Source organism: Enterobacter sp. ku-bf2, assembly GCF_001742765.1.
Lineage (GTDB): Bacteria > Pseudomonadota > Gammaproteobacteria > Enterobacterales > Enterobacteriaceae > Enterobacter > Enterobacter quasiroggenkampii.
In genome coordinates this window covers 190,600-217,088 of sequence record NZ_MDVW01000018.1, presented here as the reverse complement: position 1 = coordinate 217,088, position 26,489 = coordinate 190,600, and the positions used below count along the sequence as shown (strand labels likewise).

At 58.0% G+C, this 26,489-nt stretch carries 28 protein-coding genes; 15 read left to right on the top strand and 13 right to left on the bottom strand.

From position 1 onward, the window contains the following. Positions 1 to 7: 7 nt before the first annotated feature. The 8 genes from hpaX (at position 8) to yjiA (ending at position 9,211) form a co-directional block, all read left to right on the top strand. Positions 8 to 1,360, top strand: coding sequence for a 4-hydroxyphenylacetate permease (gene hpaX, locus BFG58_RS16040; RefSeq protein WP_069720115.1), 1,353 nt, complete (start codon positions 8 to 10; stop codon positions 1,358 to 1,360). Beyond that, positions 1,332 to 2,222, top strand: a complete 891-nt coding sequence (gene hpaA / locus BFG58_RS16035; protein ID WP_044597194.1) for a 4-hydroxyphenylacetate catabolism regulatory protein HpaA — start codon at positions 1,332 to 1,334, stop codon at positions 2,220 to 2,222. The genes hpaX and hpaA overlap by 29 nt, the downstream gene beginning before the upstream one ends. Before the next feature lie 195 nt (positions 2,223 to 2,417). Then, positions 2,418 to 3,980, top strand: coding sequence for a 4-hydroxyphenylacetate 3-monooxygenase, oxygenase component (gene hpaB / locus BFG58_RS16030; protein WP_008501307.1), 1,563 nt, complete (start codon positions 2,418 to 2,420; stop codon positions 3,978 to 3,980). A gap of 17 nt (positions 3,981 to 3,997) precedes the next feature. Further along, positions 3,998 to 4,507, top strand: coding sequence for a 4-hydroxyphenylacetate 3-monooxygenase reductase subunit (locus tag BFG58_RS16025; protein WP_045907710.1), 510 nt, complete (start codon positions 3,998 to 4,000; stop codon positions 4,505 to 4,507). A 177-nt stretch (positions 4,508 to 4,684) separates the two neighbouring features. Next, positions 4,685 to 5,602: a YafY family protein gene (locus BFG58_RS16020; protein WP_069720114.1), complete on the top strand. Its 918-nt coding sequence runs from the start codon at positions 4,685 to 4,687 to the stop codon at positions 5,600 to 5,602. A 191-nt stretch (positions 5,603 to 5,793) separates the two neighbouring features. Then, positions 5,794 to 7,947 carry a carbon starvation CstA family protein gene (locus BFG58_RS16015; protein WP_024908297.1) on the top strand — a complete coding sequence of 718 codons (2,154 nt, stop codon included), beginning with the start codon at positions 5,794 to 5,796 and terminating at the stop codon, positions 7,945 to 7,947. Positions 7,948 to 8,043: 96 nt separating this feature from the next. Continuing rightward, complete coding sequence (locus tag BFG58_RS16010) at positions 8,044 to 8,247, top strand: YbdD/YjiX family protein (protein ID WP_003856610.1); 204 nt, start codon at positions 8,044 to 8,046, stop codon at positions 8,245 to 8,247. Between the two features lie 10 nt (positions 8,248 to 8,257). Further along, the gene (yjiA, locus tag BFG58_RS16005; protein WP_069720113.1) at positions 8,258 to 9,211 is read left to right on the top strand and encodes a GTPase; all 954 of its coding nucleotides are present in this window, start codon (positions 8,258 to 8,260) and stop codon (positions 9,209 to 9,211) included. 68 nt (positions 9,212 to 9,279) lie between these two features. On the opposite strand, the gene BFG58_RS16000 is transcribed toward yjiA, so the two are convergent. Beyond that, the gene (locus BFG58_RS16000) at positions 9,280 to 10,638 is read right to left on the bottom strand and encodes an esterase-like activity of phytase family protein (RefSeq protein WP_069720112.1); all 1,359 of its coding nucleotides are present in this window, start codon (positions 10,636 to 10,638) and stop codon (positions 9,280 to 9,282) included. A 411-nt stretch (positions 10,639 to 11,049) separates the two neighbouring features. On the opposite strand from BFG58_RS16000, the gene BFG58_RS15995 reads away from it, so the two are divergent. Continuing rightward, positions 11,050 to 11,595, top strand: a complete 546-nt coding sequence (locus BFG58_RS15995) for a YfaZ family outer membrane protein (protein WP_047746519.1) — start codon at positions 11,050 to 11,052, stop codon at positions 11,593 to 11,595. Further along, positions 11,595 to 11,915, top strand: coding sequence for a hypothetical protein (locus BFG58_RS15990; protein ID WP_008501314.1), 321 nt, complete (start codon positions 11,595 to 11,597; stop codon positions 11,913 to 11,915). Before BFG58_RS15995 ends, BFG58_RS15990 begins: the two co-directional genes overlap by 1 nt. 45 nt (positions 11,916 to 11,960) lie before the next feature. On the opposite strand, the gene BFG58_RS15985 is transcribed toward BFG58_RS15990, so the two are convergent. Further along, positions 11,961 to 13,331, bottom strand: a complete 1,371-nt coding sequence (locus BFG58_RS15985) for an NAD-dependent succinate-semialdehyde dehydrogenase (protein ID WP_063622618.1) — start codon at positions 13,329 to 13,331, stop codon at positions 11,961 to 11,963. Between the two features lie 151 nt (positions 13,332 to 13,482). Here BFG58_RS15985 and BFG58_RS15980 point away from each other — a divergent pair, with 151 nt between their 5' ends. Further along, complete coding sequence (locus tag BFG58_RS15980; protein ID WP_063622620.1) at positions 13,483 to 14,226, top strand: AraC family transcriptional regulator; 744 nt, start codon at positions 13,483 to 13,485, stop codon at positions 14,224 to 14,226. Between the two features lie 47 nt (positions 14,227 to 14,273). After that, on the top strand, positions 14,274 to 14,900 hold the full coding sequence (locus tag BFG58_RS15975; RefSeq protein WP_063622622.1) for a LysE family translocator: 627 nt from the start codon (positions 14,274 to 14,276) through the stop codon (positions 14,898 to 14,900). Between the two features lie 21 nt (positions 14,901 to 14,921). Here the strand turns inward: BFG58_RS15975 and tssD are convergent, their stop codons facing one another. From tssD to BFG58_RS15960, 3 genes are read right to left on the bottom strand one after another with little or no spacing between them, the layout of a single operon-like run. After that, positions 14,922 to 15,413, bottom strand: a complete 492-nt coding sequence (gene tssD, locus BFG58_RS15970) for a type VI secretion system tube protein TssD (protein ID WP_063622624.1) — start codon at positions 15,411 to 15,413, stop codon at positions 14,922 to 14,924. Further along, a complete protein-coding gene (locus BFG58_RS15965) occupies positions 15,414 to 15,926 on the bottom strand; it encodes a hypothetical protein (protein ID WP_063622626.1) in 513 nt (170 codons plus the stop codon). Continuing rightward, a complete protein-coding gene (locus tag BFG58_RS15960; RefSeq protein ID WP_063622627.1) occupies positions 15,926 to 16,288 on the bottom strand; it encodes a tlde1 domain-containing protein in 363 nt (120 codons plus the stop codon). Before BFG58_RS15960 ends, BFG58_RS15965 begins: the two co-directional genes overlap by 1 nt. 242 nt (positions 16,289 to 16,530) lie before the next feature. On the opposite strand from BFG58_RS15960, the gene BFG58_RS15955 reads away from it, so the two are divergent. After that, entirely contained in the window at positions 16,531 to 17,802 is a 1,272-nt protein-coding gene (locus BFG58_RS15955; protein ID WP_063622629.1) for a DUF445 domain-containing protein, read from the top strand. On the opposite strand, the gene BFG58_RS15950 is transcribed toward BFG58_RS15955, so the two are convergent. The 7 genes from BFG58_RS15950 to BFG58_RS15920 form a co-directional block, all read right to left on the bottom strand. Further along, positions 17,799 to 18,875, bottom strand: a complete 1,077-nt coding sequence (locus BFG58_RS15950) for a DUF2955 domain-containing protein (RefSeq protein WP_048028649.1) — start codon at positions 18,873 to 18,875, stop codon at positions 17,799 to 17,801. The genes BFG58_RS15955 and BFG58_RS15950 overlap by 4 nt on opposite strands. Then, the gene (locus tag BFG58_RS15945; RefSeq protein WP_139125316.1) at positions 18,865 to 19,932 is read right to left on the bottom strand and encodes an HlyD family secretion protein; all 1,068 of its coding nucleotides are present in this window, start codon (positions 19,930 to 19,932) and stop codon (positions 18,865 to 18,867) included. Before BFG58_RS15945 ends, BFG58_RS15950 begins: the two co-directional genes overlap by 11 nt. Further along, positions 19,929 to 20,399, bottom strand: coding sequence for a MarR family winged helix-turn-helix transcriptional regulator (locus BFG58_RS15940; protein WP_024908312.1), 471 nt, complete (start codon positions 20,397 to 20,399; stop codon positions 19,929 to 19,931). The genes BFG58_RS15945 and BFG58_RS15940 overlap by 4 nt, the downstream gene beginning before the upstream one ends. Before the next feature lie 146 nt (positions 20,400 to 20,545). Continuing rightward, entirely contained in the window at positions 20,546 to 21,241 is a 696-nt protein-coding gene (locus BFG58_RS15935; protein WP_024908313.1) for a helix-turn-helix transcriptional regulator, read from the bottom strand. Next, complete coding sequence (locus BFG58_RS15930) at positions 21,234 to 21,611, bottom strand: amino acid-binding protein (protein WP_048028657.1); 378 nt, start codon at positions 21,609 to 21,611, stop codon at positions 21,234 to 21,236. The genes BFG58_RS15935 and BFG58_RS15930 overlap by 8 nt, the downstream gene beginning before the upstream one ends. Beyond that, a complete protein-coding gene (locus BFG58_RS15925) occupies positions 21,604 to 21,927 on the bottom strand; it encodes an antibiotic biosynthesis monooxygenase (RefSeq protein ID WP_048028659.1) in 324 nt (107 codons plus the stop codon). Before BFG58_RS15925 ends, BFG58_RS15930 begins: the two co-directional genes overlap by 8 nt. Before the next feature lie 151 nt (positions 21,928 to 22,078). Beyond that, complete coding sequence (locus BFG58_RS15920) at positions 22,079 to 23,494, bottom strand: aldehyde dehydrogenase family protein (RefSeq protein WP_069720111.1); 1,416 nt, start codon at positions 23,492 to 23,494, stop codon at positions 22,079 to 22,081. A 100-nt stretch (positions 23,495 to 23,594) separates the two neighbouring features. On the opposite strand from BFG58_RS15920, the gene BFG58_RS15915 reads away from it, so the two are divergent. Then, complete coding sequence (locus tag BFG58_RS15915; protein WP_063622634.1) at positions 23,595 to 24,497, top strand: LysR family transcriptional regulator; 903 nt, start codon at positions 23,595 to 23,597, stop codon at positions 24,495 to 24,497. On the opposite strand, the gene BFG58_RS15910 is transcribed toward BFG58_RS15915, so the two are convergent. Beyond that, positions 24,484 to 24,963, bottom strand: coding sequence for a carboxymuconolactone decarboxylase family protein (locus tag BFG58_RS15910; protein WP_014882392.1), 480 nt, complete (start codon positions 24,961 to 24,963; stop codon positions 24,484 to 24,486). The two genes, BFG58_RS15915 and BFG58_RS15910, sit on opposite strands and share 14 nt — an antisense overlap. Before the next feature lie 101 nt (positions 24,964 to 25,064). Between BFG58_RS15910 and BFG58_RS15905 the strand changes: the two genes are divergently transcribed. After that, complete coding sequence (locus tag BFG58_RS15905; protein ID WP_063622636.1) at positions 25,065 to 26,453, top strand: PLP-dependent aminotransferase family protein; 1,389 nt, start codon at positions 25,065 to 25,067, stop codon at positions 26,451 to 26,453. Positions 26,454 to 26,489: the final 36 nt, after the last annotated feature.

The window sequence follows — 26,489 nt, the reverse complement described above, 5'->3', positions numbered from 1 at the left end:
GCGCATCATGACGACCTCTACCCTGCAAATGCATGATAATAAAGCTGTTGAACACCGCGTCATTCACAAGCTGTTCCGACGCCTGATCGTCTTTCTCTTTATCCTGTTTGTCTTCTCGTTCCTCGATCGCATCAACATCGGCTTCGCCGGGCTGACAATGGGTAAAGATCTGGGCCTCACGTCAACCATGTTTGGCCTGGCCGCGACGCTGTTTTACGTCACCTACGTGCTGTGCGGCATCCCGAGCAACATCATGCTGGCGAAGATCGGCGCACGCCGCTGGATCGCCGGGATCATGGTGGTATGGGGTGTGGCCTCTACCTGCACCATGTTCGCTACCAGCCCCGAAACCCTTTACGTCCTTCGCATGCTGGTGGGCATTGCCGAAGCCGGTTTTCTGCCGGGTATTCTGGTCTATCTCACCTGGTGGTTCCCGGCCTATCACCGCGCCCGCGCCAACGCGCTGTTTATGATTGCCATGCCGGTCACCATGATGCTCGGCTCGATCCTCTCCGGGTACATTCTGGCGATGGACGGACTGTGGAACCTCAAGGGCTGGCAGTGGCTGTTCCTGCTGGAAGGGCTGCCGTCGGTGGTGCTCGGCGTGGTGACCTGGTTTTACCTCAACGACACGCCGGACCAGGCCACCTGGCTGGAGGAGGACGAAAAGCAGGCGCTCAAAACGATGATCGCCCGCGAGCAGGAGGTCGCGATTGCCCAATCCGTCACGCCGCGTTCGACGCTGCGCGAGGTGCTGACCCCGGCGGTGCTGCTCTACACGCTGGCCTACTTCTGCCTGACCAATACGCTGAGTGCGATCAACATCTGGACGCCGCAGATCCTGCAAAGCTTCAACACGGGCAGCAGCAATATCGTCATCGGCCTGCTGGCGGCGATCCCGCAGTTCTGCACCATCCTCGGGATGATCTGGTGGAGCCGCCGTTCCGACAGGCTGAAAGAGCGAAAAAAGCACACCATCCTGCCGTACCTGTTCGCCGCGGCGGGATGGATGCTGGCCTCCGCGACGGATCACAGCCTGATCCAGCTGCTTGGCATCATCATGGCCTCAACCGGATCGTTTACCGCCATGGCGATATTCTGGACCACGCCGGATCGGGTTATTAGCCTGCAGTCCCGCGCGGTGGCGCTGGCGGTGATCAACGCCATCGGCAACGTCGGCTCCGCCGTCAGCCCGCTGCTGATCGGGATCCTGCGCGACGCGACCGGCAGCTTCAGCTCGGGGCTGTGGTTTGTGGCCGGGCTGCTGGTGGTCGGCGCGCTGGTGCTGACGCGCATTCCGATGACGCAGCGGGATCAACAGAGGAACGATCATGTGCCAGAACCCTATCGCCAACATTGATATCAGCAAGGAGTACGACGAAAGTCTGGGCACCGACGATGTGCACTACCAGTCGTTCGCCCGCATGGCGGCCTTTTTTGGCCGCGACATGCAGGCGCATCGTCACGACCAGTACTTTCAGATGCACTTTCTCGATACCGGGCAAATCGAGCTCCAGCTCGACGATCACCGCTATTCGGTGCAGGCGCCGCTGTTTGTCCTCACGCCGCCGTCGGTGCCGCACGCGTTTATCACCGAATCCGACAGCGACGGTCACGTGCTGACGGTGCGCGAGGATCTGATCTGGCCGCTGCTGGAGGTGCTCTACCCCGGCACGCGGGAGGCCTTTGGCCTGCCGGGGATCTGCCTCTCGCTTGCCGACAGGCCGGACGAGCTGGCGGCGCTGAAGCACTACTGGCAGCTGATTGCCCGGGAATCCACGGAGCAGTTGCCCGGGCGCGAGCATACCCTGGTCCTGCTGGCGCAGGCGGTGTTTACCCTGCTGCTGCGCAACGCGAAGCTCGACGACCACGCCTCAGGCGGCATGCGCGGCGAGCTGAAGCTGTTCCAGCGCTTTACCCAGCTGATCGACACCCACTACCACCAGCACTGGACGGTGCCGGAATACGCCAGCGAGCTGCACCTGACCGAATCCCGACTGACCGATATCTGCCGCCGCTTCGCCAACCGTCCGCCAAAACGCCTGATCTTCGACCGCCAGCTGCGGGAGGCCAGGCGCTTGCTGCTCTTCTCCGACAGCACCGTCAGCGAGATTGCCTGGCAGCTGGGGTTCAAAGATCCGGCCTATTTCGCCCGCTTTTTTAACCGCTTAGTGGGATGCTCGCCCAGCGCGTATCGGGCGCAGAAAGTACCGGTTTCCTGAACGCATCACGGTTCGTAGGGCGGGTAAGCGCAGCGCCACCCGCCGAAAAGCCGCCCAGATCACAAAACCACATCCCCCCCGAAAAGTACCCGTCGTTGTCCCAAACGTCCCTTCACGTTACGTCCCTCTCAGGCTTCAATTAAACAACAAAAACAAAACATAAATTTAACAACACTATTCCGATACGAGGTCCCTATGAAGCCTGAAGAGTTCCGCGCTGATGCCAAACGTCCGTTAACCGGTGAAGAGTATTTAAAAAGCCTGCAGGACGGGCGTGAGATTTATATCTACGGCGAGCGCGTCAAAGACGTCACCACCCATCCGGCATTTCGCAATGCGGCAGCCTCCATCGCGCAGATGTACGACGCGCTGCACAAGCCGGACATGCAGGACACGCTGTGCTGGGGCACCGACACCGGCAGCGGCGGCTATACCCACAAGTTCTTCCGCGTGGCGAAAAGCGCCGACGACCTGCGCCAGCAGCGCGATGCCATCGCCGAGTGGTCGCGACTGAGCTACGGCTGGATGGGCCGCACGCCGGACTACAAAGCCGCGTTCGGTTGTGCGCTGGGCGCCAACCCGGCCTTCTACGGCCAGTTCGAGCAGAACGCCCGGAACTGGTACACCCGCATTCAGGAAACCGGCCTGTACTTCAACCACGCCATCGTTAACCCGCCGATCGACCGCCACAAGCCAGCGGACGAGGTAAAAGACGTCTACATCAAGCTGGAGAAAGAGACCGACGCCGGGATTATCGTCAGCGGCGCGAAAGTGGTGGCCACCAACTCTGCCCTGACCCACTACAACATGATCGGCTTTGGATCCGCGCAGGTGATGGGCGAAAACCCGGACTTCGCGCTGATGTTCGTCGCGCCGATGGATGCCGAGGGCGTGAAACTTATCTCCCGCGCCTCCTACGAGATGGTGGCAGGCGCAACCGGATCCCCTTACGACTATCCGCTCTCCAGCCGCTTTGACGAGAACGACGCCATCCTGGTGATGGATCACGTGCTTATCCCGTGGGAAAACGTGCTGATCTACCGCGATTTCGACCGCTGCCGCCGCTGGACGATGGAAGGCGGTTTCGCCCGCATGTACCCGCTGCAGGCCTGCGTGCGCCTGGCGGTGAAGCTCGACTTCATCACCGCCCTGCTGAAGAAATCCCTGGAGTGCACCGGCACCCTGGAGTTCCGCGGCGTGCAGGCGGATCTCGGCGAAGTGGTGGCCTGGCGCAACATGTTCTGGGCGCTGAGCGACTCCATGTGTTCCGAAGCCACGCCGTGGGTCAACGGCGCGTATCTGCCGGACCACGCGGCGTTGCAGACCTACCGCGTGATGGCCCCGATGGCCTACGCCAAGATCAAGAACATCATCGAGCGTAACGTCACCTCCGGGCTGATCTACCTGCCGTCCAGCGCCCGGGACCTGAACAACCCGCAGATCGATCAGTATCTGGCGAAATACGTGCGCGGCTCCAACGGCATGGATCACGTCGAACGCATCAAGATTTTGAAGCTGATGTGGGATGCCATCGGCAGCGAGTTTGGCGGCCGTCACGAGCTGTACGAAATTAACTACTCCGGCAGCCAGGATGAGATCCGCCTGCAGTGTCTGCGCCAGGCGCAGAGCTCCGGCAACATGGACAAGATGATGGCGATGGTCGACCGCTGCATGTCCGAATACGACCAACACGGCTGGACGGTGCCGCACCTGCACAATAACAGCGATATCAACATGCTGGATAAGCTGCTGAAATAGCGCAGCGGGAGGTTTTCATGCAATCAGAACAACGCCTGCGTTTTCGCGACGCGATGGCCAGCCTGTCGGCCGCGGTCAATGTTGTCACCACCGAGGGTGAGGCCGGACGCTGCGGCATCACCGCCACCGCCGTCTGCTCGGTCACGGACACCCCGCCGTCGGTGATGGTATGCATCAACGCCAACAGCGCCATGAACCCGGTATTCCAGGGCAACGGCAGGCTGTGCGTTAACGTGCTGAACCACGAGCAGGAGATCATGGCTCGCCATTTCGCCGGGATGACCGGTATGACGATGGAGGATCGCTTTGCCCTCTCCTGCTGGCAGAAAGGCCCGCTGGCGCAGCCGGTGCTCAAGGGCGCGCTGGCCAGCCTTGAAGGCGAAATAAGCCAGGTGCAAACCATCGGCACGCATCTGGTTTATCTTGTTGAAATTAAAAACATCATCCTGAGTGATGCGGGCCACGGCCTGATCTACTTCAGGCGCCGTTTCCACCCGGTCATGCTGGAGACGGAAGCCGCCGTGTGATCTCCCTCGCGCTGGCCTTTTTTCCGGCCAGCGCCGCTTTCTGCAAAAACTCCTAAGGTTTCCGCTAAATCACGCCGTTATATACCCATAAGAGAAATTTTCTGTGCCTGAATACTGACAGGTTGTGTCAGTGCACCCGCATCATTCAGCGCATGCCTATATATACAGGATGACCTTATGGCTAAAACGACGCGGAGCCGCTCGGCTGAACGTCTGGTCGATATTCTCCTTGAGCTACATTTAAACGGTGTGGTAAACCGCAGTGCGCTAATGGAGAAATTTAAAATTACCGAGCGCACCGTCTATCGGGATTTAAATGCACTCTCTCCCATTGTTGAACATACCGGTAACGGGCTATATCGTCTGATTCATTCTGCACAATCGCCCGGCGGACAAGGATTGCACCACACTCTGGCTAACTTTCTGAATGCCGACAGCTTTTTCCCTGAAAGAAATACGGAATTCTGGCAAAAGCTTGAAACGCGCGTAGATGAAAACCATATTCTTATTCTTGGTAATGAAGCGGAACACACGTTAGAACGCGATATTCGCCGTCATTTAACGAAAGTTGAGAAATCGATTAAAAACCATAATGTTTGCCAGATCGTTTATAAGGGCAAAACCCGCCTGATTAATCCCTATAAACTCATTAACAAAAAAAATATATGGTATTTACAAGCCACCGAAAATAACCGGCTGAAATCCTTCTCATTGAGCCAGATTAGCTGGTTTGATATTCAGAAAACGACCTTCACTCCCGAAGAAAATGTCCTTGAGCTGCTGGAAAAAAGCCTTGATCCCTGGGTGTCCGAAGATACTTTCGCGGTGAAAATATTCATTAAAGATAATATTTCACATTACTTCCTGCGCCGCGATCTTCTGCCGGAACAGGAGTTGGTGGAGGAGCAACAGGGCGGCGTCACGCTGCGCTGCCAGGCGGCCCACGAGAACCAGATCCTGCCGCTGCTGTTCTACTGGCTCCCCCATATTCAGATACTGGAACCAAGCTGGCTGAAGGAGAAGCTCATCAGGACGCTGGAAAGCTATCTGGCCGTGGAGCGTACCCCGAATAATCAAGTGATCTCAATCACATAATTTCGCCCCCTGGCGGCGAGCCGGAACCGCTCGTCGCCCCCTTTGACCGCTCACCTGTCACTTTCAACCACTCATTCATTTACCGTCCTTTACGCGCGCGTTGATCTGGCACGATCGCTCCAGCATTAATCAATACCTCCTCACAACGAACCCTGACCCTTTTTTCTTTACATAAAAAACCAGGTCTTACTATGGATACTAAAAAACTACTGAAGCACGTGCCCTGGGCCTTACTCGGGATCCTCGGCGCTTTTTGTCTGGCGGTTGTCGCATTACGCCGGGGCGAACACGTAAGCGCCCTGTGGATCGTGGTCGCGTCGGTTTCCGTCTATCTTGTGGCTTATCGCTACTACAGCTTATACATCGCGCAGAAGGTCATGAAGCTCGACCCGACGCGTGCCACCCCGGCGGTCATTAACAATGACGGCCTGAACTACGTGCCAACCAACCGCTACGTGCTGTTTGGTCACCACTTTGCCGCGATCGCCGGTGCGGGCCCGCTGGTCGGCCCGGTACTGGCCGCGCAGATGGGCTACCTGCCGGGTACGCTCTGGCTGCTGGCGGGCGTGGTGCTGGCGGGTGCGGTGCAGGACTTTATGGTGCTGTTTATCTCTTCTCGCCGTAACGGCGCCTCTCTGGGTGAGATGGTCAAAGAGGAGATGGGCCGCGTACCGGGGACTATCGCCCTGTTCGGTTGCTTCCTGATCATGATCATCATCCTTGCGGTGCTGGCCCTGATCGTGGTGAAAGCGCTGGCCGAAAGCCCGTGGGGTGTCTTCACCGTCTGCTCTACCGTACCGATTGCGCTGTTCATGGGGATCTACATGCGATTCCTGCGTCCGGGACGCGTGGGTGAAGTGTCGGTGATTGGTATCGTACTGCTGGTCGCCTCCATCTACTTCGGCGGCGTGATTGCGCACGACCCGTACTGGGGCCCGGCGCTGACCTTCAAGGACACCACTATCACCTTCGCGCTGATTGGCTATGCATTTATCTCCGCGCTGCTGCCGGTCTGGCTGATTCTGGCCCCGCGTGACTACCTGGCCACCTTCCTTAAAATCGGCGTTATCGTCGGTCTGGCGATCGGCATCCTGCTGATCAACCCGGATCTGAAAATGCCTGCGGTAACGCAGTACATCGACGGTACCGGCCCGCTGTGGAAAGGCGCCCTGTTCCCGTTCCTGTTCATCACCATTGCCTGCGGTGCGGTCTCCGGCTTCCACGCCCTGATCTCCTCCGGTACCACGCCTAAGCTGCTGGCGAACGAGAAAGACGCACGTCTGATCGGCTACGGCGCGATGCTGATGGAGTCCTTCGTAGCGATCATGGCGCTGGTTGCCGCGTCCATCATCGAACCGGGTCTGTACTTTGCGATGAACACCCCACCGGCGGGTCTCGGCATTACGATGCCTAACCTGCATGAGATGGGCGGCGACAACGCGGCGCTGATTATGGCGCAGCTGAAAGACGCCAGCGCACACGCGGCGGCGACCGTCAGCTCCTGGGGCTTCGTGATTTCGCCTGAGCAGATCATGCAGACCGCGAAAGACATCGGCGAACCGTCCGTGCTGAACCGCGCCGGTGGCGCACCGACGCTGGCCGTCGGTATCGCACACGTGTTCCACAAAGTGCTGCCGTGGGCGGACATGGGCTTCTGGTACCACTTCGGTATTCTGTTCGAAGCGCTGTTCATCCTCACCGCGCTGGACGCCGGTACCCGTGCGGGCCGCTTCATGCTGCAGGACCTGCTCGGTAACTTCGTGCCGTTCCTGAAGAAGACCGACTCTCTGGTAGCGGGCATTCTGGGTACGGCGGGCTGCGTCGGCCTGTGGGGCTACCTGCTGTATCAGGGCGTTGTCGACCCGCTCGGCGGCGTGAAGAGCCTGTGGCCGCTGTTCGGTATCTCTAACCAGATGCTGGCTGCCGTGGCGCTGGTGCTCGGCACCGTGGTACTGGTGAAGATGAAGCGCACCAAATACATCTGGGTCACCGTGGTTCCTGCGCTGTGGCTGCTGCTCTGCACCACCTGGGCGCTTGGCCTGAAGCTGTTCAGCGCCAACCCGCAGCTGGAAGGCTTCTTCTTCATGGCTAACCAGTACAAAGAGAAGATTGCCGCAGGCGGCGCAGACCTGACAGCCCAGCAGATTGCCAACATGAACCATATCGTGGTGAACAACTACACCAACGCGGGTCTGAGCATTCTGTTCCTGGTGGTGGTGTACAGCATTATCTTCTACGGCATCAAAACCTGGTTGAAAGTGCGTAACGCTGAAGGCCGTACGGACAAAGAAACCCCGTACGTACCGGTGCCAGAAGGCGGCGTGAAGACCTCTTCACACCACTAACACAATGGCGGGTGGCGCTGCGCTGACCCGCCCTACAACGGTACTGTAGGCCCGGATCGCTGCGCGCCACCGGGCTTTTTCTTATCAGGACACGTTATGTTTGGTAACTTAGGCGAAGCAAAAAAATACCTCGGTCAGGCGGCGAAGATGCTGATTGGCATTCCGGACTATGACAACTACGTTGAGCATATGAAGACCAACCATCCGGATAAGCCATACATGACCTACACCGAATTCTTCCGCGAGCGTCAGGAAGCGCGCTACGGCGGAAGTGGAGAAGGCGGCGTCCGCTGCTGCTAAAGGAGAGACCATGACCCCGATTGCCGTTACCCTGCTGACCGGTTTCCTCGGCGCCGGTAAAACTACCCTGCTGCGCCACATTCTGAACGAGCAGCACGGCTTCAAAATCGCCGTCATCGAAAACGAATTTGGCGAAGTCTCCGTAGACGACCAGCTGATTGGCGATCGCGCCACGCAGATCAAAACCCTGACCAACGGCTGCATCTGCTGCACCCGCTCTAACGAGCTGGAAGACGCCCTGCTGGACCTGCTCGACAGCCGCGATCGCGGTGAAATCGACTTTGACCGTCTGGTGATCGAGTGCACCGGCATGGCCGACCCCGGCCCGATTATTCAGACCTTTTTCTCTCACGAAATCCTCTGCCAGCGCTACCTGCTGGACGGCGTGATTGCCCTGGTCGATGCGGTCCACGCGGACGAGCAGATGAACCAGTTCACCATCGCCCAGTCTCAGGTGGGCTACGCCGACCGCATCCTGCTGACCAAAACCGACGTGGCGGGCGAAAGCGTTAAGCTTCGCGAGCGCCTGACGCGCATCAACTCCCGCGCGCCGATTTACACGGTGACGCACGGCGATATCGACCTGTCTCAGCTATTCAACACCAACGGCTTTATGCTGGAGGAGAACGTCACCGCGAAACCGCGCTTCCACTTTATGGGAGACAAGCAAAACGACGTGGCGTCAATTGTGGTGGAGCTGGATTATCCGGTGGATATCAGCGAGGTTTCCCGCGTGATGGAGAACCTGCTGCTGTCGTTTGCCGACAAGCTGCTGCGCTACAAGGGGATGCTGTGGATTGACGGCGAGCCCAACCGCCTGCTGTTCCAGGGCGTGCAGCGCCTGTACAGCGCCGACTGGGACCGACCGTGGGGCGATGAACCGCCGCACAGCGTGATGGTGTTTATTGGTATACAGCTGCCGGAAGAGGAGATTCGGACGGCGTTTGCAGGTCTGAAGAAATAGCCTCCCCGCTTAACTATGCGCTCCGAACAATCCCCTCTCCCCTGTGGGGAGAGGGGTGAGCGGTAAACTTATTTCACTGCCTCCGGCAGCGTCACAATCCACAGCTCGCTGTCGGACTCCGGCTTCTTCAGCGGCTTCACGCTGAGCGTGGTTTCCACCGGTTTATCATCCAGCGTCAGCTTACCCTCCGCGTTTACCCGGTAATCCTTAAGCTTCTTGCCCTCGACCGGGTTTTGCATCGCCACCTTCACGCCAAAATCGTTATCGTTCGCCACCGCAAGCGTTTTGCTGTCGATCAGCGCCAGTCCTTCAGCCTTCTCCTGCTGCCAGCCCAGCGCGCGGAGATCGACCACCTGCGTTTTTGACGCAAGCGTAATGCCGCGCTGCGCCAGGGTTTTCTCATCATCAAATTCCGGGTACTCGCCCGGCTTGTCAAAGGCGGAAAGATCGCTCGCCTTGCTGAGATCCACCTTGTAAATCAGGTTACGCATTCCGTCGTTTTTATCGCTTCCCTGCTCAATCAGCAGGATGTGCTGATTATCGAGCGCCACGATGTCGCCGATTTTGGCGTCGCTATTTTTGTCGTAGGCCGCGCTGTCGATAGGGTAACCGTACATCGCGGTTTTGCCGGTCGTCGGGTCAAAGCTCACCAGACGGGTGAACAGCGCCTGCTTTTTGCTCTTACCGTCGATGTCCAGCGTGCTTTGCACCGCGGCGATAATCCGTCCGTCCGGCATCCGAGTCAGGCCTTCAAAGCCCCGGTTGGGCTGGCGCCATTTGATGATGTTTGGCAGACCGCCCGCGATAGATTTTTCCCCTTCCGCGGCCTGCGGCCCGTGGATCGCGAGGGTCTTGCCTTTGCTGTCGACGTTAATCAGGAACGGGCCGTACTCGTCGCACAGCCAGTAGCCGCCTTTGCCGTCCGGCGTGATGCCTTCCGTATCCAGTCCGCGGTTGTCACCCTTGAGCGTCTTTAAGGTATCGCTGAACGCCACTTCATTGGTGGAACCAATCACGCCGCTTTGCAGCGGCAGACCGTTAATCTCGCCTTTATCGTCATGCAGCGGGCGGGCATCAACCGCCTCCGCTTTGCCGTTCTGGACGCGGATGGTCATCAGCAGCGGCGCGAAATCTGGCGTGACAAATATTTTGGCTTCGTTTTTACCCATTTTTGGCGCATCGGCGTTGGGACCGCGATCGGTCACGGTCGCAAACGTCAGGGCATCGCCCTGCTTGCCCGTAAACAGCAGGCCAGAACCAATCCCCACCGGGAGCCCATTCGGGAACGCATCGGCAAACGCGCCGCTGTATTTCACATGGGAGCCCTCGGGGAAGCTGACGACATAGCGCTCAGCGGTAGGCTGTGCCGCCAGGCCAGAGAAAGAGAGCGCACAACCGATAAGCACAGGAATAATTTTTCTTTTCATATTGTTAGCATCCAGTAAGTGAAGCCAACAACGTAAAGAATAAACGTGTCAGAAAAATGACATGGAAAGGCAATCGGCATGGGCGAATGAACGTATATTCATTGCCCGGAAATGTAAGGTTGTGTTGTATTGTGTGTCATCTGAAATATTTTTGGAAATTATTAGAAACTCAATTAATTCACCTCTAATCACTATCCCTTCCTCGTTCAGTTTATGTTTAGTCAAAAAATTAAACGGTGCCTAAACGTCCGAACATCACGCGTTGACACCTCGACAATCAAACATCGATGCAACATTTCAAATAAAAAAGTTAACAATATCAGTATAAAACAGCGACCTTCATCACATTTGCAGTCATAAACATCGCTTGTTAAGGTGCCCCCAGATGAATTTAATGACGAGGCATAAAACATGAAAAAACTGAATATCCTTCTTCTTTCTGCTCTGACCGCCCTCTCGGGTTCCGCTCTGGCAATGGGTGGCAGCATTGAGCAGGGTAAAAACTTTACCAACCTCAACCTGGAAATGGGGAAATCCTCATCCGGCCTGTATGCCGAAAGCAACTGGCTTAAAAACACCGATGACGGTACCCAGACCGGCGGCGTGGGCGCAGGCTACAACCTGGAAGTAGGCCCGGTAATGCTGAATGCAGGCGCGAAAGCCATCTACATCGGCCCGAAAAAAGGCGATAACGGCGTGGCGTTCCCGATCGGCGGCGGCGTAAACGTTGCTCTGACCGACAGCATCCACGTGTACGGTGAAGGCTACGTGGCGCCAGAAGGGCTGAACAACAGCGTGAAAAACTATGTGGAAGCCAATGGTGGCGTAAGCTGGACGCCGATCGCGCCGGTGACCCTGAAAGTGGGCTACCGCCACGTGAGCGTTGATGGTAAAGACGGTCGTCCGAACCACACGCTGATTGACGGCGCATATGTAGGCGGTGGAGTCACCTTCTGATGAAACACCGCATGACCGCGCTTTGCGTTCTGAGCCTCACGCTGATGCTCACCGGCTGCGTCCAGTACAAATGGGTGAAACCGGGCGTCAGCGACGCGGAAATGAATAAAAAGCTCACGGAATGCGAAGCGCAGGCACTGATCGATCTTCCCCCGGATAACGTGGTGACCGGTTCGAGCTCGGAAAAAACGGACAAATCAAAAAAGAAAAAGGATATTTCCACGAGCTACACGGTTGAAGATGCGAATGAATATCGCCGGGATACGCTGGTTGACAGCTGCATGTTTAAAAGCGGCTGGGACAAGATCGAAGTGCAATAATCACCTTAAAAAAACCTGCCGGCTGGCAGGTTTTTTTATGATCTCTTACTGACGCACCACCACCAGCTTCTGGTTCACAAACTCTTTGATCCCCAGATCCGACAGCTCGCGTCCGTAACCGGAGCGCTTCACGCCGCCGAACGGCAGTTCTGGCGCGGTATCGGTAAGCCAGTTGATGTACACCATCCCGGTCTCGATCCGCGACGCCATTTTCTTCGCGCGCTCGATATCTTGGCTGAATACCGCCCCGCCCAGGCCGTAGTGGGAGTCGTTCGCCAGCGCGACTGCCTCGTCGTCGTTTTTCACCACGTACATCTGTGCTACCGGGCCGAAGAACTCTTCAAAGTACGCCGGGTTGTCGCGCGAGATGTTCGTCAGGATCGTCGGTTCAAAAAAGCTCCCGTCGCGCTGCACCGGCTTGCCGCCATAGTGCAGCGTCGCGCCGTTTTTCACCGCCTCGTTAACCTGTTTGGCCAACGTTTCTAGCGCATCTTTCGACGACAGCGGCCCCAGCGTGGTGCTTTCGTCCAGCGGGTCGCCAATCTTCACCTGCTTAAACGCCTCGGTGAATTTGCTCAGGAAGGCATCCGCGATCTTTTCATGCAGGATAAAGCGCTTCGCCGCGGTACAGACCTGCCCGGCGTTGTTGAGCCGCGCATTCACGCCAGTCTTGACGGCTTTGTCCAAATCCGCGTCATCCAGCACCACGAAGACGTCGTTACCGCCCAGTTCAAGGGTAGATTTCTTGATGTGCTTCGCCGCCTGTGCGGCCACCACGCTACCGGCTTTTTCGGAGCCGGTTAATGCGGCACCCTGCACGCGATCGTCGGCAATGATGTTCGCCACCTGCTCGGACGAGATAAACAGGTTAGTCCATGCCCCTTCCGGCGCGCCCGCCTCGCGGACCAGGTGGGCAAAGGTCTCGGCGCAGTGCGGCACGATGCTGGCATGCTTGGCGATTACCGGGTTGCCCGCCGCCAGGTTTGGCGCCAGGACGCGCATCAGCTGGTAATACGGGAAGTTCCACGGCTCAACGGCCATCAGCACGCCGATGGGGTGGTGCTCCACCCACGCTTCGCCGAGTTCGGATTGATACTTCACCGGAGCCAGGAACTGCTTCGAGTTGTCAGCGTAATAGCGGGCGATCTGTGCGCACAGCTTCACTTCGCCGCGGCTCTGTTCGATGAGCTTACCCATCTCCTGGCTGGCAATTTTCGCCAGCTCCTCGGTGCGCTCGTCGATCAGGTCGGCAAGCTTATGCAGCACCGGCAGGCGCTGGCTGATGTCGCCTTTCGCCCAGTCCGAATGGTAAAGCGCATCGGCCGCTTTCAGCGCCGCGTCGATATCCGCGTCGGTATGCGAGGGGTATTCTTTGATGAGCTGGTTAGTGGCAGGATTTACTGTCTGATAAGCCATGTCGAATCTCCTTGTTTTACCGCTTAGGGTATTAAGGTTAGTCAACATGACTGGCTGTGGACGTAAAGTTGGGTATATCCGGAAGGTTCTTAATGAAGCGCTGCCAGACGGTTCGCTGACGTGGTATAAAAAACGTCCAGAAGGAGTGCTTATGACCGATACCCGACACATCCGGCAGACTTTTCACCGCGCCTCAGGCCTTGAGCTGCGCAGCACGTGGCAGAGCACGCAGGCGTACAAACGCCACAGTCACCCTCAGCTCTCTATCGGCGCGATTATGGAAGGCCAGACCTGCTGCATTTGTCATGACAAAGAATACATCCTTAACCCCGGGGACCTCATCGTGATCCCGGCCTGTGCGCCGCACAGCTGCAACCCCGTCGCCGGGCAACCGCGCAGCTACCATATGCTCTATATCGACACCGATATTCCTCTGGCGCTCCAGGTGATTCGCGACCCTACGCTGTTTAAGCGCTACCTGGATATTGTTGAGATGATGTCGCCTGTATCCGTGGATACGCTGCTTTCAGCCCTGCCCCGCTGCGTGGAAAACGCAGATGCGCTTCGCTCAACCAGTCAGCACGTGCGGCAGGCGTTTCTTGCCGACCTGACCGCACCGCCTTCGCTTGACGAACTTGCCCAACGATTCTCGCTGCGCAAGGAGACGCTGATCCGCACCTTCCGGCAGGATACCGGCCTGACGCCGGGCAGCTTCCTCAACATCTCCCGCGTGGAGTTCGCCAAAGCGCGGCTACGTGCCGGGGACGACATCGCCGACGTTGGCTACCAGAGCGGCTTTGCCGACCAGAGCCATTTTCATAAGACTTTCGTCAGCTATACCGCCGCCACGCCGCGCCAGTACGCGACGGGCCGATCAATATCAGACAATAAATAACGTTGGCATCACCGTAGCCTGACCTCAGATTGTTAACCGAGGTTGCTATGGAACTGTTCTTCCCTTCTGCTTTTCTCGCCCTGGCGCTGGCGCATTTTGTTGCGCTGTTGAGCCCGGGGCCGGACTTCTTCCTGCTGGTGGGCTACGCGGCGCGCTACCGGCTGCGCGGCAGCGCTGGATTGTGCGTCGGCATCGCCGCGGGTAACGCGCTTTATATTGTTCTGGTGATTATCGGCTGGAACGCGTTGCGCCAGTTTGCATGGCTGTTTACGCTGATAGAGCTTTGCGGGGCGCTGTATCTGCTGTGGATCGGCTCGCATCTGGTGCGCAGCCAACCGCAGGCGATGAGGCTGAATGAAACCCGTCAACACTGCCCCTCGCTGCGCAAGCAGATCCTGCTGGGGCTCGGCTCGGCGCTGCTTAATCCGAAGAACGCGTTGTTCTATCTGGCGCTGATGACGGCGCTACTGGGGCCGGACGTGACGCTGCTTCAGCAGGCAACGTGCGGCGTCTGGATGGTGATGGTGGTGCTGGCGTGGGATCTGGCTCTGGTGTCGATGATGGGGCTATCGGCGGTGCAACAGAAGCTCAGCCGTGCGCTGTGGCTGATAGAGCGCACGGCGGGGGTGGTGCTGATGGGGTTTGGCGGGTGGGTGCTGTGGCGGGTGATATGAAAGAATCTTATCAGCCGTTTTCTATGCCCCTAACCGATAATCCCAGTCATCCGAATGAATAACGTTACCGTCACGGTAATGCCAGGTAATCTTTTCATAACGAAGCAAAACAAGCTCAAGATGACCCTGTTTTTCATGGTAAGTCTCTTTCACGTCATGCATTAATGAAAACACCGTGACGACCTTCACCGCTTCAAGCGTTATCGTGAAATAGATTTCTTCCTGACCGGCATCATTGATTCTGTACAGGTCGATAGTCGCTTTCCTGAACGTACCGCCCGTGCTGAGTGCTTTATAGAGAAAAACGCTGGAGGCATCAATTTCCTTCTCAATCAGAAAGGGACGATGCTGGCGTTTGCTCAATGCTCTGCCATTATGCAGGTCAGAATTATAGCTTACGTTATGATAGAGCCCTAAAACCTCAATCTGGTTTTCACGGCCATTAACTTTCACGCTGCCTTTTATGCTATTACCCGCATCGTCAGTTAATGACATATATCCCGGAATGGCCATTTACATATCCTTATCGAATGGAAAAGAGTGTTCAACAGTTGAGATCATAACGGCGAGACATCTTTTACCCTGCGGGCTTTTTATTTTGAACATCTCCCTGATTGAATCCACAAAAAGCTTATTACTTTCTGCCTCCGTTTCGGGGAAATTCGCAAACGCGCAAATTTGTTCAACAGTGAGTAACGGTTTATCGTCTTTTAAGATTGCTAAGACACCTTCAGGGTTATGTGGGATGGCTTCAGAAAGCGCCGCCTTTAAATCTTCAGCCGTACTGGCGTCCACTCCGGGTTCAAGGGCACTCGCCACGGCTAACCATGCCTGAGTTCCTTTACTTATCTCTGGTATGACATGATTCCACCATTCCGACTCACCCGTATCATTTGAATCCAGTTCCGCTACAACAGACATGGCGCCTTTGCCGTTTATCATCTGCAAGATCTGTTCAGGAGTGTGGTTTTTGGCAAATAAACCCATCGGTAAACACAAGAAGAATAGCGCAATAATATACTTCATTATCGCACCACCAGTATTGTATCACCCGAATCATAAATCATATGACGCTTGTCCTGACCGTTCATAATGATGCAACCTGCTGATGCAGTACCTGGCGGCTGGCCTTTTTTATCACCATGAATTTGAAAATGATCTCTACCAAAGGTATTGGTCCCCGCTATAGGCTCAAGAATAATGGCCTCAGCACTTTTATGATTATTCCACCCGGCAATAAAATAAATACCTCTGGGAATGGGGCCTCTGTTTCGTTGACTTTCACACTCTGGCTTATCTTTCGATTCACCCGCACCGCTGTAGCAGTTAGCGACAAACACACCATTATGGCTCAATACCCCCGTCGAAACTTTATACTCCCATGTCATCGATACCGTCTCCTTTCATAAATAGTCCTTTATCTTATGGCTAACAGGAGCGTTAAAATGACTACGACAGTCACAAAACATTACGTCCGAAAATAAATAAGCACAAAAAATATAGAAAAATTAATAATAGAAAATTTAGATGTATATATTTTTTATATAGACGCCATTGGTTCACACTGAGAATGCGTCTCCCCCTTACACCAGTTTTGCACTTTTGGTTCACTTGCCTCTATCCTTAACCCATGGAAAAAATTGCTGAACTCAAACGCGCCAAGCTGTTGGCGCTGTCGCTGCTGCTGGTTGCCGCCGCGGCCTTTATCACCACCCTGTTCCTGCCGCAGACCTTCTGGGTGCGCGGCGTCAAGGCCATTGCCGAGGCGGCAATGGTCGGCGCGCTGGCTGACTGGTTTGCGGTGGTCGCGCTGTTCCGCCGGGTGCCGATTCCCTTTATCTCCCGCCATACGGCGATCATCCCGCGCAATAAAGACCGGATCGGCGACAATCTTGGCCAGTTCGTGCAGGAGAAGTTTCTGGATACCCAGTCGCTGGTGGCGTTGATTCGCCGCTATGAACCTGCCCAGATGATTGGTGCCTGGTTCAGCAAGGCTGACAACGCCCAGCGCGTCGGGCTGCATCTGATGCAGGTGATGAGCGGTTTTCTCGAGCTGACCGACGACGGGCGCATTCAGCGCCTGCTCAAACGCGCGGTGCATAAGGCCATCGACAAGGTCGATTTCACCGAAACCAGCGCCGTGATGCTGGAGAGCATGACCAAAAACAACCGCCATCAGGTGCTTCTGGACACCATCATCAATCGCCTGATTACTTTGATTCAGCGGGAAAGCACGCGGGACTTTATCGCCGACCAGATCGTCCACTGGCTCAAAACCGAGCATCCCCGCAAGGCGATGGTGCTGCCCACCGAGTGGCTGGGCGATCAGAGTGCGGAGATGGTATCGAACGCGGTCAACACGCTGCTGGACGATATCAGCCACGACCGCACGCACCAGATCCGCCAGGCGTTTGACCGCGCCACGCTGAAGCTTATCGACAACCTGAAAAACGATCCGGACATGGCGGCCAAAGCCGACAACATCAAGCATTACCTGAAAAACGATGAGGCGTTTAACCGCTATCTGGGCGAGATGTGGGCCGATCTGCGCCAGTGGCTGAAGGCGGATATGCAGAGTGAGGACTCGCGCGTGAAGCAGCGCATCGCCAACGCCGGGCTGTGGTTCGGTGAAACGCTGACGAACGATGCGAACCTGCAGGCCTCGCTGAACGAGCATCTGGAGCAGGCCGCGCACCGCCTCGCGCCGGATTTTGCCGCGTTCCTGACACGCCACATCAGCGACACGGTGAAAAGCTGGGATGCCAAAGACATGTCCCGCCAGATTGAGCTGAACATTGGCAAGGATCTGCAGTTTATCCGCGTCAACGGCACCCTGGTGGGCGGGACGATTGGCCTGATCCTGTTTTTACTCTCGCAGCTGCCTGCCGTGCTGGGACATTAATCCGCTTTGGGCGGTGCGATGACGTAGCGCGTCGCCTCAAAACGGTTCAGGATCAGGTGCACCAGAAAGACCATCGTCAGCGTCGCCACCAGCGAAAAGGTAACGGAGGTGATGCGGTACAGATCGCTGAACACCAGGTCCGTGTCCGGGTGCATGTTCTGCCCGAACATTATCCCGATGGTGGTGATGCTGGAAAAGCCCACGCCCGCCCCCACCTTCTCCATCACGTGGAGTCGGGCACCAAACGCCAGCCCAAGGCCGATCAGCGGCATCATCAGCAGCATATGGCTGCTGTGATCGTAGAGGATCAGCTGCACCACCAGAATATAGAGACAGCCCAGCACCACGCCGACCACGCGCCAGATAGAGCTCATCACCGCGCCGCGATAGTGCATCGGGAACAGGATCAAAATCCCTGCCATCAGCGCCGAAAGCGAATCGCTTAAATCGCTGATCTGAAAAACGACGAATATCAGCGTCGCGACGGTGCCGGAGAGCAACGACTCGTGGCGCACGCGGGCGTCGTCTTTCTCAATCAGCGGCGGCGGCTTGCGGGGCTCCACGTCCGGCAGAAGATAGTTCATCAGCGCGCTCAGGCACACCGCCATCACGCTCGCTTCGATGTTGGAAAACAGCAGCGTGTGCCAGTTGGTGGTGGGGTAGCTCATAAAGTTGAGCATCACGCTCTGGCACACCACGCCCATCGAACCGAACAGAAACAGCGGGCCTTTACTCATAAAGCGAAAGCGCATCACGTACAGGGCAAAGACCACCAGCGTCATGATGATCGGCCATTGCGACAGATAGCCGATGATAATCACCATTTCAACGCAGTTGAGCGATGCGCTGAAGATAAACTGCTTCGCCACGTGGCGGTTAAACACCGGCACCAGCGAGAGCAGCATGATCGGATAGACCACGAAAAAGACGCCGTAGCTGGTGTTGTAGAAACTGGAGATGCTGAGCGCAATCATCCCGGCAAAGACGATGCGCAGGGTCTGGCGAAAGTCGTTTGCCGTGTAGACGATGTTGCCGTGCGGGGTAAAGACCCGCGCCAGGGTACTAATAGACATAGTGAAGCAGGCTTACCAGGTGAATCTGCATCCCGGAGAAGAAGCGCGCAAACGGCCCTTCGCTGTTGTAGAGCTGCACGGTCGCGCGGGCGCCGGTCGGCAGATGCTTCGGCAGCGCCTCGTCCAGCGTCACGTGAATGCGCATGCGCTGAGCGTCGCGCACCCAGCGGTTAGAGGTTTCCGGCTCGGAGAGCTGGCCGTTAACGGCCTCCTGACCTGCCAGGATCCCCGCGTCGCTGCTGGTGACGTGGGCGCGGAAAACGTGTCCCGGGAAGGCGTCAAACACCACGGCCGCATCGGTGCCCTGATGGGTATGGCGCAGGCTCTTCTCACGGAAATCGGCCACGATATCGGTCTGGTTGTTCACCAGCGCCAGCGCGGCGGAACCGGATGAAGCGTAGAAGCCGGGGCTCAACTGCAGGTTACTGATCGTACCGTCCGCCTGGGCGTAGACCTTCGTCCAGCCGAGATTCAGCTCTGCTTCATCCAGCGCGTTACGGTATTTTTGCAGCGTCACGTTGCGGTGCTCGTCCCGCTCGCCGCGCTGGATACGCAGGTTCTGGATGTTGGCCTGAATTGAGCTGACGGACTGTTCGCTGCTCTGCCAGGTCGTGCGGACTTTATCCAGATCCGCCTGCGAGACGTTCTGCAGCGTGCTCAGCTTCTGGTAGCGATCAAAGGTCACTTTGTCGTTACGCGCGGTCAGCACGGCGGTTTTCAGGCTGGCCTGCGCGGCGGCGATCTGCGCATCCAGCTGTTCGTTGGACAGGCGTGCCTGCTCGAGCGCAATTTGCGCCGCTTCCACCTTATTGCGAAACGGCGTGTCGTCGAGCTCAAACAGCAGATCGCCTCTCTTCACCTGGCTGTTGTTGTGGACATGTACCGCCGCCACGTAACCGGAGACACGCGGAGACACCGGCGTCACCACGCGCATCACGGTGGAGTCCGGCGTCAGCGGGATCCAGATATCCGCGACGATAAAGTAGACAAACATCAGCAGGAAAGAGGCAATACTCACCCTTACCCAGCGGGCAAACTTTTGTTCAGGGGTCATTATTTTTCGGTCTTGTTATCTTCTTCGCGGATTGTCCGCAAATTGCAGGCGATTTGATTCAACGTGGCGCTGAAAATGTCGAGATGTTCCGGCGCGATGTTTTGCGATACGCGCGCCTGATACGTCTCAATCACCTGAGTGAGCCTTTGTAACAGGGCTTTTCCCTCAGGTGTCAGCGTCAGAAGCCGGATGCGCTTGTCATAAGGCGATACAGCGCGCAGCAGGTATCCCTGCTTTTCCAGCTGTGTCAGGGTGCGCATCAGCGGCGGCAGTTCAATGCCCTGCACCTCCGCCAGCTCACTCATTGAGACGTTATCCCCGAGCTGATGAAGCTGCATCATCACCGTCCAGCTCGACTGGGTTAACCCGGTATCGAGAATGGCCTCGTCGATGACGGCACGCCACTGGCGCACGATCATCGCCATTCGCATGCCCATCGGCCTGCGGCAGAACAGTTCTTCTTCACTCATGGGGAAACCTCTCGTCACACACGGCCAAGATAATAGTTATCAGGGTAACTATCAAGAAACGAGAGGCGAAAGCGCAGGAATTGCGAAAGGTGTTACTGGAGGCGATGTACGCGTAGGCCCGGTAAGCGCAGCGCCACCGGGCGTTTTTAGCGGCTAAAAAGCCTCTTTACAGCGGCCTTCCCCGACGCCGTCACCACCACCTCCCGATACCCCGCCACCCGCTGGATCCAGCCTTTACTTTCCAGATGATCGAGCAGCAACGCGCCGGCTTCTCCGCCCAGGTGAAACCGCCGCTCGCTCCAGTCCAGGCAGGCGCAGCAGGCCTTCCGGCGCGGATGCGCGCTTAACGAAATGCCCAGCGTCAGGAACTGCTCCCGGCCATAGAGTGTCAACGCTGAACCGTCAGCCTCCAGCCAGCCTTCCGCCTGCATGAAATCATAGATCTGCACCGCCACCGCGCCTGCGAGATGGTCATAGCAGGTCCGGGCTTCACGCATGGCTTTCGGCGCGGTGGTTTCCGGCGGGGTAATGCGGCTCCACGAAAGCCCCATCATCTGCTCCACCAGCGCTGCCACGTCGTGCCCGGCAAGACGATAATAGCGATGCCGCCCTTGCGACAGGCAGGTTATCAGTTGCCCTTCAAGCAGTCGGGCGAGATGCCCGCTGGCGGTCGACGGTGCGACATCTGCCGCCGCGCTCAGTTCAGTGGCCGTCCACGCCCGCCCGTCCATTAGCGCACAGAGCATCTTCACGCGCGACGGATCGGCCATTGCAGCCGCCACCGCGGCAATCGCCTTTTCCAGCATCGCGCTGTTATCAGGGGGTAAACTCGTCTTAAGCATGGGCCGCCCAGGGTTCGGTGATCTCTGCGGCCAGCTTATCATCATCCGTCAGCAGAATAAGGTGATTCGCATGGTCGCTGTACTGAGTCAGGATAGACACACCGCGTGCCGCCAGCGCCGCTGCGATCTCGCCCAGCTCGCCAGGGCGTTCCTGCTTAAGCTTTCTGATCACCGGCTTTCGCACCGCCTGCACGGTAAACCCGGCGTCGAGCAGCACGCGTCGCGCTTTTTCCCCGTCTTCCACCAGGAAATGGGCATGTGTACCAAATACGCCACCGCCCTCCAGCCCCACGCCGTTGCGGCCCAGCAGCTGCCCAAAGCGCGCCAGTTCACCCGGGATATCGCGAAAAATGACATGAACGTCATACATCGGCGTGTCCTCCGGTTTCAGAGGTATATTCCCGCACGACCTGCGCCACCCGAATGCGGTAGTACGCAAAAATTGACTCCCGTCCTTCGGCCTGCGCCGCCTGATGAAAGACGTTCTGCTTCCAGCGGCGGACGGCCTCTTCATCCCGCCACCAGGAAAGGGAGAGGATTTTGCCCTCGGTCGTCAGGCTCTGGAACCGCTCGATATCAATAAAACCGTCAATGTCCGCCAGCAAAGGCTTAAGCTCTGCGGCAAGCTGAAGATAGCGCGCCTGATGGGCAGGCGCGGCTTTGGCTTCGAAAAGGACTGCGATCATGGTTTTCTCTCCGTTGTGATGTAGGGGAGAGAATGCAGGAGGGAAAAGCACAATGCTTCGGCAAGGAGCGAAGTGTTGCGCCGGATGGCGCTGCGCTTATCCGGCCTACGGCTCATGTAGGCCCGGTAAGCGCTGCGCCACCGGGCGGGTTTTAACCCACCATCGACCTCGGCTCCATAAACGCCCGAATTCCCCACTCACCCATCTCGCGCCCCAAACCGGAGTGCTTAAACCCGCCGAACGGCGCTTTCGGTTCATGGGCCAGGGTGTTCACCAGCACGCGACCGGCAACAATCTGCTGCGCCACGCGTCGTGCGCGGTCCACATCGCCGCCCAGCACCATCGCGCTCAGGCCGTAGTCGGTGTCGTTGGCAATGGCGATCGCCTCCGCCTCGTCACGATAGGGGATCACGCACAGCACCGGACCGAAAATCTCGTCGCGGGCAATGGTCATCCGGTTGTTCACGTCGGCAAACAGCGTCGGACGCACGAACCAGCCGTCCTGCGTGCCGTCCGGTCGTCCTTCACCGCCCGCCAGCAGGCGTGCCCCCTCTTCGAGGCCTTTACGGATATAGCCCTGCACCCGCAGCCACTGCTTCTCGCTGACCATCGGGCCGACGTCTGTCGCACTGTTGCGCGGATCGCCGGATTTCACCGCCGCCACGGCCTGCGCCAGCGCGGTTTCGATCTCCGCCTTACGCGAGTAAGGCACCAGAATGCGCGTCCCGGCCACGCACGCCTGCCCGCTGTTCATAAACCCGGCCTGGATCACCAGCGGGATCGCCTGCGCGAGATCCACATCATCCAGCAGGATCGTCGGCGATTTACCGCCCAACTCCAGCGTTACGCGCTTAAAGCTTTCCGCCGCGTTGCGCAGGATCGCCTTGCCGGTATTCGTGGAACCGGTGAACGAGATTTTTGCCACGTCCGGATGACGGCTAATCGTTTCGCCGACCGTCTCGCCGCGTCCGGTGACGATATTAAATACCCCTGGCGGTAATTCAGCATCGCGCAACGCTTCAGTGACAATCTGCGTTTGCAGGGCGCTCATTTCGCTCGGCTTGATCACCGCCGTGCAGCCCGCGGCGAGCGCGGCCGCCAGTTTGCCGCAGATAAACCCGGCATCGCTGTTCCACGGCGTAATCAGCCCGGCCACGCCAAGCGGCGTCATCTGCACCGTTGCGGCACCTGCGGGGGTGACAAACTCAAACGCCTCAAGCGCCTCGATGGCCTGCGCAATCACCTCTGCCGGATAGCTTGCCATCCACGCGGAGCGCGAGGCGGGCGCACCGTACTCCTCGACAATGGCGTCCAGCATCGCATCGTGACGGGCGGCCACGGCGGCGTGCATGCGCTTCAGCGCGGCGATGCGTTCCTGCTTTGTGGTCTGCGACCATGCCGGAAACGCCGCTTTTGCCGCCGCGATAGCGCGTTCAGCGTCAACCTCATCCGCCAGACGAACCTGGCCGATGACCTGCGCCGTCGCCGGATTGTACAAATCAAACCGCTCGGTACCGTGCGGGGTAACAAACTCGCCGTTAATAAAGATCTGTTCGATAGTGTGCATATCACCCTCCTCAGGCTGTGTGAGCACAGTCTGGCACGGCTTCTCCGTTGCGATAATCCACGCTATGCTGCAAGGGTTGTTTCGATTTTCAGGATAATCTATGCATCGTTCAGGTCTGACAGAGCTGGAAGTGGTGATGGCGGTGGTGCGGCGCGGCAGCTTTCGCGGCGCGGCACAGGAGCTGGGGATGTCCGCCACGGCGGTCAGCAACGCCATCGCCGGGCTGGAGAGCCGCCTTGAGACGCGACTTTTCAACCGCACCACCCGCAGCGTAGCGCTTACCGACGCCGGACAGCGCTACGTGGCGCGTATCGGCCCCGCCCTGCAGGAGATCCGTCTCGCCGGGGAGGCGATCCACAGCGAAACCGGGGAACCTGCCGGCACGCTACGGCTAAACGTGCCGAATCATATCGGCACCCTGTTTCTGGACCAGCTGCTGATCGACTACATGATCCGCTACCCGAAAATGCGCGTGGAAACGGTGAGTGAAGCAAGGATGATCGACATCGTTGCCGAAGGCTATGACGCAGGGATCCGCCTCGAAGAGTCCGTTCCGCAGGACATGATCGCCGTGCCGCTGACCGGAGAGATCCGCCAGCTCGTCACCGCCACGCCGGACTATTTCGCCCTTCACGGCATACCCGAGACGCCGGACGATCTGCTTTCACATCAGGGGATCGGCATGCGTATGGCGCACGGTGGGATCTACCGCTGGGAGCTGGCCCGTCGGGGGGAAACGTACGCGCTTGCCGTGCCGCCGCGCTTTGCGACGTCCGATCTTTTTGCCTCGATCCGCGCCGTGAAAGCGGGATTAGGGGTGGGATTTTTACCGGAACTCTATATTCGGGACGAGCTGAAAAGCGGGGAGCTGGTGAGCGTCTTAAACGACTGGACGCAGCCGTTTGCCGGGCTGCGCCTGTACTACCCCGGCCATCGCCACGTCCCGCCAGGGCTGCGGGCGCTGGTGGCGATGATCCGCGAGCGCGGAATTATTCCAGGTTAGCTTTATTCAGCCCGTACGCCGCATCCAGCGAACCGGGCGCCATGCGGGAGGTGATCCCCAGACGGTTCCAGGCGTTGATCGCCACGATGGCGAAGTTCAGCTCTGAAATCTCCACGTCCGAGAAGTGCTCCGCCACGCTGCGGTACAGCGCGTCACTCACCCCGTGAACGCCAATCTGGGTCAGCGCTTCGGTGAAGGCCAGCGCGGCTTTTTCACGGGCGCTGAACAGCGGGGACTCGCGCCAGGCTGCCAGATGGTACAGGCGCAGTTCGCGCTCGCCGGCGATTTTCGCCTCTTTTGAGTGCATATCCAGACAGAACGTACAGCCGTTCAGCTGCGACACGCGAATGTCGATCAGGTGCTTCAGCGCCGGATCGATGGAGGTTTTTGCTACCTCCATGCTCAGGGCAGACAGCGCGTTGGCGAGGGCAGGTGTAACTTTATGGTGGTTAACGCGAGTGCTCATGGTCTTTCCTCTTTTTGTGCGGCATGTGCCGTGCGATGAGGCAAATCTACGCCGTTCATGACATAGTAAAAAGATACAAAAAGCGTGAAATGAGGTAGGACATGAAGCCGGGCTATCACGAGATTTATTCCCGCTACCGCGACAACATCATGCGCGGCGTGCTGAAGCCGGGCGACAGGGTGCCTGCCATCCGCGTGCTGGCGGAAGAGCTGAAGGTGGCGCGTAAAACCGTCGAAACGGCGTACGCCATTCTGACGGGTGAAGGATATCTGGTGAGCCAGGGCGCGCGCGGCACGCGGGTTAACCCGGACTTACTGCTGCCGGATAAGACTGCCCCTGCGGAGCAGCCCACCGGGGCGCTTCCGGCCTCGCTCATCAGCCAGCGCGAGCGGGCCGGGTTTCTGCGCCCCGGCATCCCTGCCCTCGACAGTTTTCCGTATAAAAAATGGCTGCTGCTGGCGGGCCAGGCGACGCGCGCCATGCGTCAGGAGGAGATGCTCAACCCGCCGGTGCTGGGCTGGTATCCGCTGCGCCAGGCCATCGCCAGCTACCTCAACATCTCGCGCGGGCTCTCCTGCACCGCCGAGCAGGTGCTGATCACCAGCGGCTACAGCGGCAGCCTGCGGCTGATCCTCGACACCCTCGCCAGCCGCAGCGACAAGGTGGTGTTTGAAGATCCGGGCTATTTTATGGGCCAGCAGCTGCTCAAGCGGATCGTGCCGCGCCTGCACACCGTGCCGGTCGATCGCTGCGGCATCGACACGGACTACCTGCTGCGTCACCATCGCGACGCCCGTTTTGCCATCGTCACCCCGTCACACCAGAGCCCGCTGGCGGTGACGCTTTCCCTGCCGCGTAAGCAGCAGCTGCTCGACTGGGCCAGCCAGAACGAGGCGTGGATTATCGAAGACGATTACGACGGGGAGTTTCACTACACCCGCAAGGTGCTGCCGTCGCTGAAAAGCCTCGACCAGCACGACCGGGTGATTTTTATGGGTACCTTCAGTAAAACCATCATGCCGTCGCTGCGCATGGGCTACGTGGTGATGCCCGCCAGCACCGTCGGAGCCTTTACCGACTGCGCGGACATCACCACCAGCGGCCAGCCGGTGCTGACGCAAAAGATCCTCACCGCGTTTCTCAACGAAGGGCATTTTTTCCGTCATCTGAAAAAGATGCGCGCGCTGTATCAGACCCGCCGCGACTGGATGATTGCCGCCCTGCAGGAGGTGTATGGCGATCTGTTTTTCACCGAGCAAAACGACGGTGGGATGCATATCGTGGCGTTTCTGACCAAAGGAAGCCGTGATCGGGAAGTGGCGCGCTGCTGGCAGGAACAGCAGCTGCAGGTCAATGCGCTCTCGGAGTGGTATCGCGGGTCGGGCAAACGTTACGGGCTGGTGATGGGCTATAACAACGTGCGCTCGTATCAGGAGGCGCTGGATTTACTGGAAAGGCCGAAGCGGCAGACGTTTGCGCTGTTGCGCTGAAAATCGCCCGGTGGCGCTACGCTTACCGGGCCTACG